Consider the following 14,405-nt stretch of genomic DNA (forward strand, 5'->3'; position numbering starts at 1 on the left):
CCTGGACTCGCGACAACCCTGAACTAACCGCCGAGTTCCACGGGAGCCCCCGTGGTGGACAGCGCCGCGCCAAGCCAGACCAGGCCTGCCCTGGGGGCAGGCCGCCCCAAGGGGCCGGCTGGACGAGCGACTCGAATGAGCTGTCTGTGTGAGCCGCCCGTGTGAGCGGACCGTGATAGAGAGGAGAACAACGATGAGCAACAAACTCGATCAGATCGAAGCCCGCGTGCGTGGTGTCGTCGAGGATGACCCCGAACAGGGCGTCTTTCGCTGCCACCGCAGCATGTTCACCGACCCCGAGTTCTTCGAGCTCGAGATGAAGCACATCTTCGAGGGCAACTGGCTGTTCATGGCCCACGAGAGCCAGATCGCCGAGCCCGGTGACTACTTCACCCTGAACATGGGGCGCCAGCCGGTGGTCATCACCCGCGACAAGGAGGGTGAACTTCACGCCCTGATCAACGCCTGCGCCCACCGCGGTGCCACCCTCTGCCGTCGCAAGCAGGGCAACAAGGGCACCTTCACCTGTCCCTTCCACGGCTGGACCTTCAAGAACGACGGCCGTCTGCTCAAGGCCAAGAACGAGAAGGCCGGCGCCTACCCGGACGCCTTCAAGCAGGACGGCTCCCACGACCTCAAACGCCTGCCGAAATTCGCCAATTACAAGGGCTTCCTGTTCGGCAGCCTGAGCGACGACGTCATGCCCATCGAGGAGTACCTGGGCGAGACCATGAAGGTCATCGACAACATCGTCGACCAGGCCCCGGAAGGCCTCGAGATCCTGCGTGGCACCTCGTCCTACACCTACACCGGCAACTGGAAGCTGCAGGCCGAGAACGGCGCTGACGGCTACCACGTCAGCACCGTGCACTGGAACTACGCCTCCACCATGGACCGTCGCAACTACGACGAAGGCGGCACCAAGGCGGTGGACGCCGACGGCTGGTCCAAGTCCAAGGGCGGTTTCTACTCCTACGAGAACGGCCACATGATGCTGTGGACCCGGCTGCTCAATCCCGAGGTGCGTCCGGTCTACGAGCACAAGGAGCGCATCGAGAAGGAGCTGGGCGAGGCCCGCGCCGACAACATCGTCAACCAGACCCGCAACCTGTGTCTGTACCCCAACGTCTATCTGATGGACCAGTTCTCGACCCAGATTCGGGTGTTGCGTCCGCTGGCGGTGGACCGTACCGAGGTCACCATCTACTGCTTCGCGCCCAAGGGTGAGTCGGCGGAGAACCGTCGCGTGCGCATCCGCCAGTACGAGGACTTCTTCAACGTCAGCGGCATGGGCACGCCGGATGACCTGGAGGAATTCCGCGGCTGCCAGAACGGCTACAACGGTGCCCTGGCCGAATGGAATGACCTGTCGCGTGGCGCCAAGCAATGGATCGATGGTCCCGACGAAGACGCCAGCGCCATCGACATGAAGCCGCTGAAGAGCGGTGCCTCGCCGGAGGACGAAGGCCTCTACGTGCTGCACCACCAGCACTGGGTCGAGGAAATGCTGCGCGCCATCGACAAGGAACGCAGCCAGTTCATCGCCACGGCCTCAGCCTGAATCCTGCGGAAAGGAGACGAATCATGAGCATCAGCTATCACGACATCCAGGCCTTTCTTTATCGCGAAGCACGCCTTCTGGACGAACGCGAGTGGGACGAGTGGCTGACCCTGTACCACAAGAAGGCCGAGTTCTGGATGCCCTGCTGGGACGACGACGACACCCTGACCGGCGACCCGAACAGCGAGATCTCGCTGATCTACTATCCCAACCGGGAAGGGCTCGAGGATCGCGTCTATCGGATCAAGACCGAGCGCAGTGGCGCCAGCACGCCGGAGCCGCGCACCACCCACCAGATCACCAATATCGAGGTGATGAAGGAGGAGGGCGACAGCCTGGAGGTGCGCTTCAACTGGCACACCCTGAGCCACCGCTACAAGCAGACCGACAGCTACTTCGGGGTGTCTTTCTACACCCTGGACGTGTCCGGCGACAGCCCGCTTATCACGCGAAAGAAGGTGCAGCTCAATAACGATTATATCCACCAGGTCATCGACGTTTATCACATTTAAGTCGGTGAAGGAGAACGACCATGAGCTTCACCATCGCGCTCAACTTCGAAGACGGGGTGTCGCGCTTTATCGACTGCAACGAGGGCGAGACCGTCCTCGATGCGGCCTACCGCAACAAGGTCAACCTGCCGATGGACTGCTCCGACGGCGTCTGCGGCACCTGCAAGTGCCACTGCGACCAGGGCGAGTTCGAGCTGGGTGACGAGTACATCGATGAGGCGTTGTCCGACGAGGAGCTGCACGAGGGGCAGGTGCTGACCTGCCAGATGGTGCCGTCCTCGGACTGCGTGCTGTCGGTGCCGGTGGCCTCGACCGTATGCAAGACCGAGGTCGACAGCCGTGCCTCCACGGTGGTCCACGTCGAGCCCTTGTCCGAGGACTCCATCGAGCTTGCCATCGATATCGAAGGCGAGCCGCTGAACTTCCTGCCGGGGCAATACGTGCACCTGGAGGTACCGGGCTGTGGTGAGCACAGAAGCTATTCGTTCAGCTCGCTGCCGGGGGAATCCCGCGCCAGCTTCCTGATCCGCAATGTACCGGACGGGCTGATGAGCGGCTATCTGGCGGACAAGGCCAAGGCCGGTGACGCCATGGCCGTGACTGGCCCCATGGGCAGCTTCTACCTGCGCGCCATCCAGCGCCCGATCCTGATGCTGGCCGGTGGCACCGGGCTTGCTCCCTTCCTGTCGATGCTCAAGCAGCTTGCCGCGCTCGAGGCCCAGGGCGAGGGCGCAGGCCAGCCGATCCACATGATCTACGGCGTGACCAAGGACGATCACCTGGTCAAGTGCGAAGAACTCGACACGGCGGTCGAGGCGCTGCCCGACTTCGACTACCTGACGGTGGTCGCCGACGAGGACAGCAGCCACGAACGCAAGGGCTACGTCACCCATCACATGGACCCGCAGAAGCTGCATGACGGCGACGTCGACGTCTACCTGTGCGGCCCGCCGCCGATGGTGGACGCGGTGCTCAAGCACTTCGACCAGCAGGGCATCAAGCCGGCGAGCTTTCACTACGAAAAGTTCACGCCCAACTGACGCGTCCTGCCCGGGACCAGATCTGGCAAGGGAGACCTTTCGCCCTTGCCGACAAGAGACAGCCGTCAGCCGACAACAGACAGCCGCAGGCCGGGGCTCCCTGTCCAGCGAGAGCCCCGCAATCTCATAACGATAATCACAACCTGACGAGACATGATCATGGCCAAGCTCACTATCGATAAAAACCTCAACACCGATAACACGTACAGCCGCCGCCAGGCTTCCCTGTCATCCCGGCGCCCTGGCCCGCTTGCACGTTCGCTGCAGGCCGCGACCCTGGCGCTGGCCGGCGCCGCCCTGTCCACCCAGGCCCTGGCCGAGCACGACGTCAAGCTCGGGCTGATGCTGCCGTACTCCGGCACCTACGCGGCACTGGGCGAGTCCATCACCAATGGGCTGAAGCTCGCCATCGAGCAGGAGGGCGGCAGCCTCGGCGGTCATGGCGTCGAGTACGTGACCCTGGACTCCGAGGCCAACCCCTCCAAGGCACCCCAGAACATGAGCCGCCTGGTCAAGGGTGATGGCGTCGACGTGGTCATCGGTCCGGTCCACTCCGGCGTCGCCATGGGCATGCTGCGGGTGGCCAAGCAGACCGGCGCCATCACCATCATTCCCAACGCCGGACTCGAGGCGGCCACCAACCAGCTGTGCATGCCCAACGTCTTCCGCACCTCGTTCAGCATGTGGCAGAACAGCTATCCCATGGGCCAGGTGGCCTATGACCAGGGCCATCGCAAGATCGTCACCATCACCTGGGACTACGCCGGCGGCAAGGAAGACCTGGCCGGCTTCGAGCAGGCCTTCACCGATGCCGGCGGCGAGATCGTCGAGCAGATACTGGTGCCGTTTCCGAGCACCGAGTTCCAGACCTACCTGGCGCAGATCGCCAGCATCGCCCCGGACGCCGTCTACACCTTCTTTGCCGGTGGTGGCGGGGTCGGCTTCGTGCGGGACTACGCTGCCGCCGGGCTCAACGACAGCATTCCGCTGTATGGTTCGGGCTTCTTGACCGACGGCAACCTGGGGGCTTTGGGTGAGGCCGCCAACGGCGTGCAGACCACCATGCACTACGCCGAGACCCTGGACACCCCCCAGAACCAGGCCTTTGTCTCGGCCTACCAGGAAGCCTACGGCGAGGCCCCGGACACCTACGCGGTGCAGGGCTACGACGCCGGCAAGCTGCTGGCCCAGGCCTACGCCTCGATTGACGGCGAGCCCGACCGCGAGGCGCTGATCGCGGCGCTGGAAGCGGTAGAACTCGACAGCCCGCGTGGCCCGGTGAGCTTCTCGGCCTCCCACCACCCGATCCAGAACGTCTACCTGCGCGAGGTAAGGGACGGCGAGCACCACGTCACCTCGATCGCCAGCGAGCAGCTGGAAGTTCCCGACAGCGCCTGCCCGATGAAGAGCTGAGGCGACCTTCGTTCACCGCGTCAATGACCTGGCCGAGGTGCCCGCGAATACCGGGCGCTCTCGGGCGGGCCAACGCCAAAGGAGTTCTTCATGGACCTTGCCTTCTTCGGGGTGCAGCTGCTCAACGGCTTTCAGTACGGCCTGCTGCTGTTCCTCATCGCCAGCGGCCTGACGCTGATCTTCGGCATCATGGGCATCATCAACCTGGCCCACGGCGCCATGTACATGATCGGCGCCTACCTGGCCTTCGACCTGACCCAGCGCCTCGGCAACTTCTGGCTGGCGATCCTGATCGCGGTGCCCATCGCGGTACTGCTGGGGCTGGTCATCGAGCGGCTGTTTCTCGACACCCTGTACAAGCGTGACCACCTCTACCAGGTGCTGTTGACCTTCGGCCTGATCCTGGTGCTCAACGAGGCCCAGCGCATCATCTGGGGCGGCGACGTCCACTCGGTGGCGCTGCCGGAGCCCTTTACCGGCGCCATCGCCCTGACCGACAACCTGCAGTACCCGGTCTATCGGCTGTTCGTGGCGGCGGTGTGCCTGGTGCTGGCGGGGGCCATCTACTGGATCATCCGCCACACCCGGCTCGGTATCGTGATCCGCGCCGGCGCCGTCAATCGCGAGATGGTCGAAGGGCTCGGCATCAATATCCGCACCCTGTTCACCCTGATCTTCAGCGTCGGCGTGGCACTGGCGGCCTTCGCCGGGATGATGGCGGCGCCGCTGTCGTCGATCACGCCGGGCATGGGGGACTCGATCTTGATCACCTGCTTTGTGGTGGTGGTCATCGGCGGCATCGGCTCGATCAAGGGGGCCTTCTTCGGCGCGCTGTTGATCGGCATGGCCGAGACCTTCGGTCCGGTGCTGATCCCGAGTCTCGCCAGCATGCTGATCTACCTGATCATGGCGCTGGTGCTGTTGATCAAGCCGCGCGGCCTGTTTGCCTGAGACCCGACGACAATCACCCTCCGCTCGGGCATCCCTTGCCGCCTGATCGGACCCCTTTGCAGACGGGATACCCGTCTGGAGGAGAAACACCATGTTGCATCGATATCCCAAGCGCGTGACGGTCCTGCTGCTGGCGGGCCTGGCGCTGCTGATCGCCTATCCGGCCTGGGGGCCGGCGGTATTCGGGGAGTCCAGCGCCTTCTTCATGGAGAAGCTGACCCTGATGCTGATCTTCGCCCTGTTTGCCGTCAGTCTCGACCTGCTGGTCGGTATCCTTGGCCTGGTCAGCCTGGGCCATGCGCTGTTCTTCGGCCTGGGGGCCTACACCCTGGCGATGGCCAGCCCCGACTTCAGCGCCGCCTCGCTGTGGTGGATGCTGCCGCTGGTGATGCTGGTCTCCGGCCTGGTCGCCGCCATCGTCGGCCTGCTGGTGCTGCGCACCAAGGGCATCTTCTTCATCATGACCACCCTGGCCTTCGGCCAGATGCTGTTCTACACCGTCAGCACCTCCAGCATGACCGGCGGTACCGACGGCGTCTTCATCATGTTCCGGCCGAGCCTTGCCATGGGCGAGACGCCGCTGATCGACCTCGACAACCCGCTGACGTTCTTCTACTTCTGCCTGGCGCTCCTGGTAGCGGTCTACCTTATCCTGCGCGCCCTGACCCGTTCCCACTTCGGCCAGGTGCTCGACGGCATCCACGACAACGAGCACCGCATGCAGGCGCTGGGCTACGCCACCACCGGCTACAAGCTGATCGCCTTCGTGGTCTCGGCGATGATCGCCGGCGTCGCCGGCATGCTGGCGGCCATGCAGTACGGCTTCGCCAACCCGGCCCAGCTTGGCTGGCACCACTCCGGCGAGGTGTTGATGATGGTCATCCTCGGCGGCATGGGCACCATCTTCGGGCCGATCCTCGGCGCCTTCGCCTACGAACTGCTGCTGTACTTCTACGAGCACCTGACCAACCACTGGCCGATCCTGATGGGCCTGACCATCATCGTCGCGGTGCTGGTGCTGCCCAAGGGCATCGCCGGGCTGCTGCTCGACCCGCCGGGGCGCCAGGCCTCGCTGCTGGGGCGGCTTGGCGGTGGCAAGGACAACCTGGCGAAGGGCAGACAGACTTCCGCCTCCGACAGCGACGGCAAGAACGTCGGCAAAAGCGCCGGGGAGGTGTCCTCATGAGCAGCATGCTCAAGACCCGCGGGCTGACCCGCAGCTTCGGTGGCCTGCTGGCGGTCAATGACGTCGACTTCGAGGTCGAGCAGGGCGAGATCCACGCCATCCTCGGCCCCAACGGTGCCGGCAAGAGCACCCTGATCAACCTGCTGTCCGGCGAGATTCCGCCGACCCGCGGCGAGATCGAGTATCGCGGCAGCGCGATCCAGGGCAAGAAGGCCCACCAGGTCGCCCGACTCGGTATCGGTCGCAGCCACCAGAAGACCAACATCTTTCCGCGCCTGAGCTGTCTGCAGAATTGCCAGCTGGCCGCGCGTATCCACCACGGTGGCGTCATCGGCAGCTGGCGCTCGCGCCGGCGGGCCCGCGAAGTCGATGAGCGGGCGCTGGCCGCGCTGGACACCTGTGGTCTGGTGGCCCGGGCCCATACGGTGTCCTCCGGCATGAGCTACGGCGAGCAACGCCAGCTGCAGATCGCCATGGTGCTGGCGACCCAGCCACAGCTGATGCTGCTGGACGAGCCGATGGCCGGCATGGGCCGCGAGGAGACCGACCAGGTCGCCGACCTGCTCAAGCGGCTGTCTCGCGACTACACCATCGTGTTGATCGAACACGACATGGACTCGGTGTTCCGCCTGGCCGATCGCATCACCGTGATGGTCGACGGTTGCGTACTGGAAAGCGGCGACACCGAGAGCATTCGTGCAAGCGAAACGGTGCGTGACGTCTATCTGGGACGTCACGACAGCAGCGAGGAAAGTCGCCCCAGCGATAGCGTCGATATCGGCAACGGCTCCAGCAATAGCGAGGTGACGTCATGAACGTGGCGATCAAGGAGGCAGGAACGCAACGGGTGGACGCTGCCGAGGATGTCGAGTCGCCGTTGATCGAGGCCACCGGCCTGCACACCTTCTACGGCGAAAGCCATGTGCTGCACGGGGTGGACCTGACACTCAGGGCCGGCGAGACGCTGAGCCTGCTCGGTCGCAACGGGATGGGCAAGACCACCACCTTGAAGTCGATCCTCGGCTTCGTGCCGCCGCGCCATGGCGAGGTGCGGATCATGGGGGTGGACACCCGCAAGCGCCGTCCCTGGCAGATCATTCGTCAGGGCATCGGCTACGTGCCGGAAGGGCGGGGCATCTTTCCCGGTATCAGCGTGCGCGAGCATCTGGTGATGGCCGCACGCCCGGGGGCTGACGGTCGTACCGATTGGGACATCGAGCGGGTGCTGGACACCTTTCCCCGGCTCAAGGAGCGCATCGGCCACGATGGTTCGCTGCTGTCCGGCGGCGAGCAGCAGATGCTGTCGATCGGTCGCGCGCTGATGCTCAACCCGCGGCTGTTGATCCTCGACGAGGCCACCGAAGGGCTGGCGCCGCTGATCCGCGACGAGATCTGGTCGATCCTGCGCACCATCAAGGCCTCGGGCATCGCCAGCATCATCGTCGACAAGAACATCGACAACCTGCTCGAGGTGGGCGACCGCCACCTGTTGATCGTCAAGGGCAAGGTGGTGTTCGACGGTGACAGCCAGGCGTTGAGGGCCGATCCCTCGATCCTCGATACCCACCTCGGTGTGGGCTGAGGCCACGCCGTGGCCACTTCACCCACCGCATCCGACAGCAGAAGGACAGCAACATGAAGCGATTCGAAGGACAGGTGATGCTGATCACCGGCGCCGCCCAGGGGATCGGTCGGCGTCTGGCCGAGCGGGCCGGCGAGGAGGGCGCTGCCCTGGTGCTGGTCGATCGCGCCGAACATGTCCACCAGGTGGCCCGCGAGCTTGGCGAGCAGGGAGTCGAGGTCCTTGCCCTGAACGCCGATCTGGAAACCTGGGAGGGCGCCGAGGGCGCCATCAAGAGCGCCATCGAGCGCTTCGGGCGACTGGACGTACTGGTCAACAACGTCGGCGGGACCATCTGGGCCAAGCCCTACACCCAGTATTCACCGGAGCAGGTCGAGGCCGAGGTGCGTCGCTCGCTGTTTCCGACGCTGTGGTGCTGTCGCGCGGCGCTGCCCCACCTGATCGACAGCGGCGGCAATATCGTCAACGTCTCCTCGGTGGCCACCCGCGGGGTCAATCGGGTGCCCTACGCTTCGGCCAAGGGCGGGGTGAACGCCATGACCGTGGCGCTGGCCATCGAGATGGCCGAGCACGGCGTAAGGGTCAACGCCACCGCCCCCGGCGGCACCGAGGCGCCGCCCCGGCTGACGCCGCGCAACGCCGAGCCCCAGAGCGAACAGGACAAGCTGTGGTACCAGCAGTTGATCGACCAGACCCTGGCGTCGAGCCTGATGCACCGCTACGGCACCCTTGACGAGCAGGTCGGGCCGATCCTGTTTCTGGCCTCCCGCGACGCCAGCTATATCACCGGCACGGTGGTGCCGGTGGCCGGCGGCGACCTGGGCTAGCCGGTTGATGCCGCGTGACGTGGACCCACCTTGCATCCCGCTGTACCTGCGGGGGCACCGGGACGGCGTGGTGAATCTTGTATCCTCCTTGGCCTGGCCGCGTGCCGGGCCTTTTTTGTCTTCCGTCGACGTCGCTAGGGGACCCACCAGCTGATATTCCTGGCCGTACATCGACGCCATCATCAAGGAGCCAGCCCATGCGCCGAACCGACTCCGATACCGTAACCGCACCCCAAGGGGCGGCTGCAGGGTCGTCCCTTTTTCGTGACCTGTCACTGTCGGCGGTGACGGCAGGCTTTGTCGCGGTGCTGATTTCCTACTCGGGGCCGCTGGCGATCTTCTTCCAGGCCGGGGCGGCGGCGGATATCTCACCCGAGATGATGACCTCCTGGGTGTGGGCCATCTCGCTGGGGGCGGCGGTGTCGGGCATCGTCCTGAGCCTGTGGCTCAGGGTGCCGGTGGTGACGGCCTGGTCGGCGCCGGGGACGGCGCTGCTGATCACCCTGTTCCCGGAGCTGTCGCTGGGCGAGGCGGTAGGCGCCTACCTGACGGCGGCGGTGCTGATGCTGATCATCGGTGTCACCGGCAGCTTCGACCGATTGATGGCGCTGATTCCGTCGGGTGTGGCCGCCGGCATGATGGCGGGCATCCTGTTCCAGTTTGGCCTGGGCGCCTTTGCGGCCATCGAGACCTCGCCCTGGCTCGCCGTCGGCATGTTGCTGGCCTATCTGGTGTTCAAGCGGCTGGCGCCGCGCTATTGCCTGATCCTGTTGCTGATCACCGGTGTGGTGCTCGCCGTGGTGCTGGAAGGCGCGAGTCTCGGCGGCGTCGGTGTGCACCTGGCGATTCCCCGCTTTATCGCTCCCGAGTGGACCATCACCAGCACCCTGAGCCTGGCGTTGCCGCTGGTGGTGGTGAGCCTGACCGGCCAGTTCCTGCCGGGAATGGCGATCCTGCACGCAGCGGGCTATCACACCAGGGCCCGGCCGATTCTGACGGTGGCCAGCCTGACCTCCTTCGCCACTGCCTGCTTTGGCGGCATCACCACGGTGATCGCGGCCATCACCGCTGCGCTGTGCACCGGCAAGGATGCCCACCAGGACCCGGGCCGTCGCTACGTCGCCGGGGTCGCCAACGGCGTCTTCTACCTGGTCGGCGGGCTGTTCGCCGGCACTATTGTGGCGCTCTTCACCTCCTTGCCCGGTGCCTTTGTGGCGGTACTGGCGGGGCTTGCCTTGATCGGTGCGATCACCAGCAACCTGGCCGCCATGATCGCCGCCGAGGGCCACCGCGAGGCCTCGGTGATCGCCTTTATGGTGACGGCCTCGGGCATGAGCCTGTTCGGTCTGGGCGCGGCCTTCTGGGGCGTAGTGATCGGCATGCTGGCGGTCAGGTTGCTGCACGCTGGACGCGCCGCGGCCTGACGCTGGCGGTGTCGCATGGCCCCAGGCCGGATGGCGCTCGAGCGTCGCGAATTCATCGATGTCAGCACCGTCGGTGAGCCTGACCTGCGGCCGTCTGATACCGTCGGATTAGTGTGCTGAAACGATCGCGGCGTCAGGGTGGGAGCGCGGGGTGACAAAGTTGCCGGCTATCATCGGCGGAGCCCTATTTGGGCGCTGTCCGAAAAGTCGACGAGCGAAGGTTAGACAAGGCAAAAATCGGTGAGAAAGCGCAGTTTACGGAGTGTAAATGAGCATTCTGATCCGATTTTTAACGCCGTATTACCGAGTGCAGGCACTTTTCAGACAAGCCCTAGGCAAAGATGTCCGCTGTACTCGCTCGAATCACCAGGAAACCGCCGTGACCCCGTATTCAAGAAGTGCTCTCGCCTGCCATGCGCTGGCGACCCTGATTCTGATCGCCTTTGGTCTGGTCTATCTCGGCCGCAGCGAATTCATGCCCTACCACGCCGCCGCCATGGGGCTCGACTGGGAGTCGGTCGCTCCAGGCACCCGGCAGGTCCTGCTGGCGCTGATGCACGCCCTGGGGGGCGCCTGTCTCAGCGTGGCGATGCTGGTCGGGGTTCTGCTGTGGGGACCGTTTCGGCGGGGGGCCGACTGGGCGACCTGGACGGTGCCGCTGGCCGGCTTTGTGCTGTGTGCGACCTCGCTCTACGCTCAGGTCGGGGTCGCCCTCAGGACGCCGGCGTCGCCTCCCATGCTGCCGGTCATCGCCGCCGGTGTCTTGCTGGCGCTGGGGCTGTGGCGGTCACGGCGCTGGTGCAGGCGTGCCGTCCCGTCGAGCACCCGGTCGGACTCACGCTAGCGCACCGTACTGACGGTAACCGCAGGGTCAGTCTCCCTCCCACTTCTCCAGCAGCCGGTCATGATAGCGCCCCAGCTCAAGAAGCCGACTGGCACCCCGCCCGCTTTCGCCAAGCCGTGCGCGCAGAAGACGCAGGCGCTTCTCGCAAGCGCTTCGCTCGGCGGCTTCCTGTGTCTGCGCCAGCAGGTCTTCCACCTCACGAATCTCGCGCTGAAGCTGAAGCTCCGGGGGCAGATAGCCTGAGTTCTTCAGCAGTCGGTAGCCTGCCCGCAGCGCCTCGGGAATCATGCTGTCGTCGTCGAGTTCGATGGGCTTGCCGTGATCCGGCAGGTCGTCGAAGGCGCCTTCCTGCTGCGCCTTCTGGATACGTGCCTCGGCCAGTTGGTCGAGCAGGGACATGGGAGCACCTCGTGGCGTAAAGCGGTCCTGTTGACCCGACTTTAGGCCATCGGAGCGCTCCCATCACCCGCCACCGGGAACCTTCAAGAGAAGGAAGGCTCGAGGGCTACAGCTCTGGATGTCGACGATGCCAGTCGGTGACCTGCTGGAAGGCCCAGCCGGCGCGTACCAGCATCGCTTCGTCGAACATCGGTGCGATGAACTGGAAGGCGATGGGCCCGCCCTGCTGGCTGAAGCCCGCCGGCAGGGTAATGGCCGGGTGCCCGCTCAGATCGAAAGGACAGGTATAGCGCAGCATGCCGGAAAACAGCGCTTCATCCTCACCAAACTTCTCCATGAAGGCCATCGACGGGGCGGCGTAGGCGGTGACCGGGGCGATCAGCAGGTCGATACTGGCCAAGAGGCGATCGACCCGGCCCTTGAACTCGGCCCGGCGCAGCAGTCGTTGCTGGTGGTCCATGGCGCTCTGGGCGCGGCCCAGGTCGATCAGACCTGCAAGACCAGGGCCGTACGCTTCGCGCTGGCTGGGGAAGGTCTCGGCGTGGGCGACGGCGGTCTCCACGCCGCACAGTGGCGCCCAGTCGAATACCGCCTGCTGGGTGTCGGGAAAGTCGATTTCCTCGATCACTGCACCGAGCTGTCCTAGCGTGGACACGACCTGTTCGAGGACGCCGCGGGTTTCGTTATCCACCGCTTCGATGGCCCAGTGAGGGTCGAGCCCGATACGCAGGCCCTTCAGGCCCCGTGTCATGCCGGCCAGGTAATCCGGCACGGCGAGGGGGACGGCGGTGGGGTCACGTTCGTCGGCACCGGCAATAACGCCAAGCAGCGCCCCTGCGTCGGCGGCGCTGCGGGCGATCGGCCCGATGTGGTCCATCGAGGCCGCCAGCTCGAAGGCGCCGTGTCGGCTGACTCGGCCCCAGCTCGGCTTGAGGCCGGTGACGCCGTTGGCGGCCGAGGGGAAGCGAATCGAGCCACCGGTGTCGGTGCCCAGCGAGCCAAAGCACAGCCCGGCGGCGGTGGCCACGCCGGAACCGCTGGACGAGGCGCCTGACCACAAAGCCTCGCCCCAGGGGTTGGTGGGCGGCGTGATGTCGGGGTGGTGATCGGCGAAGGCGCCTTCGGTCTGCTGCAGCTTGCCTAGCAGCACGGCCCCGGCCTGGTCGAGGCGTGTGACCACGCTGGCCGTTTCCCGGGGCACGTGGTCACGGTGCAGGGGCATGCCGTGGGTCGTCCGGGTCCCCGCTGTCCACAGCAGATCCTTGACGGCCACTGGAACACCCTGAAGCGGCCCCTTGTGGATGCCAGCGGCCAGATCGCGGTCCGCCTGGGCGGCCTGTTCAAGTGCACTGTCGGCCATGACGGTGACAAAGCTGTTCAGGGTGGTATCGACGCTGTCGATTCGCTCGAGCATGGTTCGAGTGACCTCGACGGCGCTCAGTTCCCTGGACTGGATTCGACGGCCGACCTCGATAAGGCCGTCAAAGTGCAGCGGATGGTCTGTCATTGTTGTCATCCTGATGGTGAGAGAAGACGCTCACCTTCAGGGTAGGCAGGGCGTGGGACTCAGGTTTGCCTGAACGGGCCAAGCGGTGGCCCGAGAGGGCCAGAGCGAGCTGGTGGGGTCACATCGTCTCGGGTGCGTGGCGACCTGCTTGCAGCAAGGTAGAGGGCGGATGACCGTAGGCCTGACGGAAGCTACGGCTGAAATGGGAGACACTGGTGAAGCCATGCTCCAGGGCGACCTCGGTGACGCTGCGGATACCACCTGCCCGCAGGGTGGCGCGACTCTGCTCCAGGCGAATCGCCCACAGGACTGCCATGGGGGTGTGACCGTGCTGAGCGAACAGCCGGGTGAGGGTGCGCCGAGAGACATGGTTGTCCCGGGCGATGCGATCGAGGCTCAGGGACGGGTCCTGGTGCTGTTGTCGAAGGTAGTGGCAAAGGCGTCGGTAGAGCGCGTCATTGCGACTGTCGCCAGCGCCGCCCAGCCCCTCGAGCACCAGAGCCGCCAGATCGACCATCGCCTCGCCGAGCCCGATCGACGACGCTTCGGCGTCTAGCCGGGCGCCGTCTCGGATCAACGCCTTCAAAGAGGTGGCGCCGGGCAAGGTCGCCGGGATAGGTCGCGCGGTCAGCGGCTCGGTGGAGGTCAGGCGACGCATCAAGGGCGCCCGAGGAAGGCGCACCAGATGAAGCGCGCTGGCGCTCAGGCACCATTCGAACGGGCGGCAGGCATCGTACAGCACCAGGTCGCCGGGCCCGATGGCGATACGCCTCTGATCCTGGTCGAGTCTGGCCGTGGCGTTCTCGAGAAAGCCGAGCCACAGGTCATCGTCGCTGTCGCGGGACAGGTGGTGTGACTGCCGGCGCCAGCGGTGGGAAGAGGCGGCCATGGTACTGATGGCGACGTCGCCGTATTGCCTGACGTTGAGACTGCCATGGAAGGGCCGTTCGTCGAGGCATTGGCTGTCGGCTGGAATGCAGTGGCTGCAGACGACGTCGTGCCAGAAGGCGAAGCGCTCTCGGGAGTCGATCTGTCGGGTGGTAAAGGCGGCCGTCATGCAGGTGTCCTTCCAGGCGGGGCGGCCACAGGGTCTCAAAATGGACATTGATGCAGCCATCGTCCCGACACTATAGCGCAGGTATAGCACAGGCATAGCGCA

Annotated in this window: 14 protein-coding genes; 11 read left to right on the forward strand and 3 right to left on the reverse strand. The window is 65.3% G+C overall.

Translation table 11 applies throughout. The features are described 5' to 3' along the window. The first annotated feature begins 193 nt into the window (after positions 1–193). From NFH98_RS02195 to NFH98_RS02245, 11 genes are all read left to right on the forward strand, one after another. Positions 194–1,561: a Rieske 2Fe-2S domain-containing protein gene (locus NFH98_RS02195; RefSeq protein WP_349622158.1), complete on the forward strand. Its 1,368-nt coding sequence runs from the start codon at positions 194–196 to the stop codon at positions 1,559–1,561. A gap of 23 nt (positions 1,562–1,584) precedes the next feature. Next, positions 1,585–2,073 carry a benzoate 1,2-dioxygenase small subunit gene (gene benB, locus NFH98_RS02200; RefSeq protein WP_108131177.1) on the forward strand — a complete coding sequence of 163 codons (489 nt, stop codon included), beginning with the start codon at positions 1,585–1,587 and terminating at the stop codon, positions 2,071–2,073. A gap of 20 nt (positions 2,074–2,093) precedes the next feature. Then, the gene (benC, locus tag NFH98_RS02205; protein ID WP_349622159.1) at positions 2,094–3,113 is read left to right on the forward strand and encodes a benzoate 1,2-dioxygenase electron transfer component BenC; all 1,020 of its coding nucleotides are present in this window, start codon (positions 2,094–2,096) and stop codon (positions 3,111–3,113) included. Positions 3,114–3,272: 159 nt separating this feature from the next. Next, positions 3,273–4,526 (forward strand): ABC transporter substrate-binding protein, encoded by a 1,254-nt coding sequence (locus NFH98_RS02210; protein WP_124804965.1) that lies wholly within the window; start codon positions 3,273–3,275, stop codon positions 4,524–4,526. A 90-nt stretch (positions 4,527–4,616) separates the two neighbouring features. Continuing rightward, positions 4,617–5,477 carry a branched-chain amino acid ABC transporter permease gene (locus NFH98_RS02215; RefSeq protein ID WP_045991438.1) on the forward strand — a complete coding sequence of 287 codons (861 nt, stop codon included), beginning with the start codon at positions 4,617–4,619 and terminating at the stop codon, positions 5,475–5,477. A 91-nt stretch (positions 5,478–5,568) separates the two neighbouring features. Further along, a complete protein-coding gene (locus NFH98_RS02220; protein ID WP_349622160.1) occupies positions 5,569–6,663 on the forward strand; it encodes a branched-chain amino acid ABC transporter permease in 1,095 nt (364 codons plus the stop codon). Continuing rightward, complete coding sequence (locus NFH98_RS02225; RefSeq protein WP_349622161.1) at positions 6,660–7,478, forward strand: ABC transporter ATP-binding protein; 819 nt, start codon at positions 6,660–6,662, stop codon at positions 7,476–7,478. Before NFH98_RS02220 ends, NFH98_RS02225 begins: the two co-directional genes overlap by 4 nt. Further along, a complete protein-coding gene (locus tag NFH98_RS02230; protein ID WP_083970207.1) occupies positions 7,475–8,245 on the forward strand; it encodes an ABC transporter ATP-binding protein in 771 nt (256 codons plus the stop codon). The genes NFH98_RS02225 and NFH98_RS02230 overlap by 4 nt, the downstream gene beginning before the upstream one ends. A 53-nt stretch (positions 8,246–8,298) precedes the next feature. After that, positions 8,299–9,072, forward strand: coding sequence for a benzoate diol dehydrogenase BenD (benD, locus tag NFH98_RS02235; protein WP_349588619.1), 774 nt, complete (start codon positions 8,299–8,301; stop codon positions 9,070–9,072). A 197-nt stretch (positions 9,073–9,269) separates the two neighbouring features. Next, positions 9,270–10,496, forward strand: a complete 1,227-nt coding sequence (locus NFH98_RS02240; protein WP_108448478.1) for a benzoate/H(+) symporter BenE family transporter — start codon at positions 9,270–9,272, stop codon at positions 10,494–10,496. A gap of 379 nt (positions 10,497–10,875) precedes the next feature. Continuing rightward, positions 10,876–11,340, forward strand: a complete 465-nt coding sequence (locus NFH98_RS02245) for a hypothetical protein (RefSeq protein WP_287163341.1) — start codon at positions 10,876–10,878, stop codon at positions 11,338–11,340. Positions 11,341–11,367: 27 nt separating this feature from the next. On the opposite strand, the gene NFH98_RS02250 is transcribed toward NFH98_RS02245, so the two are convergent. From NFH98_RS02250 to NFH98_RS02260, 3 genes are all read right to left on the reverse strand, one after another. Next, on the reverse strand, positions 11,368–11,739 hold the full coding sequence (locus NFH98_RS02250) for a DnaJ family domain-containing protein (RefSeq protein ID WP_108448480.1): 372 nt from the start codon (positions 11,737–11,739) through the stop codon (positions 11,368–11,370). A 106-nt stretch (positions 11,740–11,845) separates the two neighbouring features. After that, entirely contained in the window at positions 11,846–13,246 is a 1,401-nt protein-coding gene (locus NFH98_RS02255) for an amidase (RefSeq protein ID WP_287163340.1), read from the reverse strand. A gap of 118 nt (positions 13,247–13,364) precedes the next feature. Further along, positions 13,365–14,303 carry a helix-turn-helix domain-containing protein gene (locus tag NFH98_RS02260; protein ID WP_222515717.1) on the reverse strand — a complete coding sequence of 313 codons (939 nt, stop codon included), beginning with the start codon at positions 14,301–14,303 and terminating at the stop codon, positions 13,365–13,367. Positions 14,304–14,405 lie beyond the last annotated feature (102 nt).

It is taken from the genome of Halomonas sp. H33-56 (assembly GCF_040147035.1).
Classification (GTDB): domain Bacteria; phylum Pseudomonadota; class Gammaproteobacteria; order Pseudomonadales; family Halomonadaceae; genus Halomonas; species Halomonas litopenaei.

Bases quoted from the DNA above. Each gene is read 5' to 3' on its own strand.
- benB (WP_108131177.1), top strand. From the start codon at position 1,585: ATGAGCATCAGCTATCACGACATCCAGGCCTTTCTTTATCGCGAAGCA.
- NFH98_RS02260 (WP_222515717.1), bottom strand. From the start codon at position 14,303: ATGACGGCCGCCTTTACCACCCGACAGATCGACTCCCGAGAGCGCTTC.
- benD (WP_349588619.1), top strand. From the start codon at position 8,299: ATGAAGCGATTCGAAGGACAGGTGATGCTGATCACCGGCGCCGCCCAG.
- NFH98_RS02220 (WP_349622160.1), top strand. From the start codon at position 5,569: ATGTTGCATCGATATCCCAAGCGCGTGACGGTCCTGCTGCTGGCGGGC.
- benC (WP_349622159.1), top strand. From the start codon at position 2,094: ATGAGCTTCACCATCGCGCTCAACTTCGAAGACGGGGTGTCGCGCTTT.
- NFH98_RS02240 (WP_108448478.1), top strand. From the start codon at position 9,270: ATGCGCCGAACCGACTCCGATACCGTAACCGCACCCCAAGGGGCGGCT.
- NFH98_RS02250 (WP_108448480.1), bottom strand. From the start codon at position 11,739: ATGTCCCTGCTCGACCAACTGGCCGAGGCACGTATCCAGAAGGCGCAG.
- NFH98_RS02225 (WP_349622161.1), top strand. From the start codon at position 6,660: ATGAGCAGCATGCTCAAGACCCGCGGGCTGACCCGCAGCTTCGGTGGC.
- NFH98_RS02210 (WP_124804965.1), top strand. From the start codon at position 3,273: ATGGCCAAGCTCACTATCGATAAAAACCTCAACACCGATAACACGTAC.
- NFH98_RS02230 (WP_083970207.1), top strand. From the start codon at position 7,475: ATGAACGTGGCGATCAAGGAGGCAGGAACGCAACGGGTGGACGCTGCC.
- NFH98_RS02215 (WP_045991438.1), top strand. From the start codon at position 4,617: ATGGACCTTGCCTTCTTCGGGGTGCAGCTGCTCAACGGCTTTCAGTAC.
- NFH98_RS02255 (WP_287163340.1), bottom strand. From the start codon at position 13,246: ATGACAGACCATCCGCTGCACTTTGACGGCCTTATCGAGGTCGGCCGT.
- NFH98_RS02195 (WP_349622158.1), top strand. From the start codon at position 194: ATGAGCAACAAACTCGATCAGATCGAAGCCCGCGTGCGTGGTGTCGTC.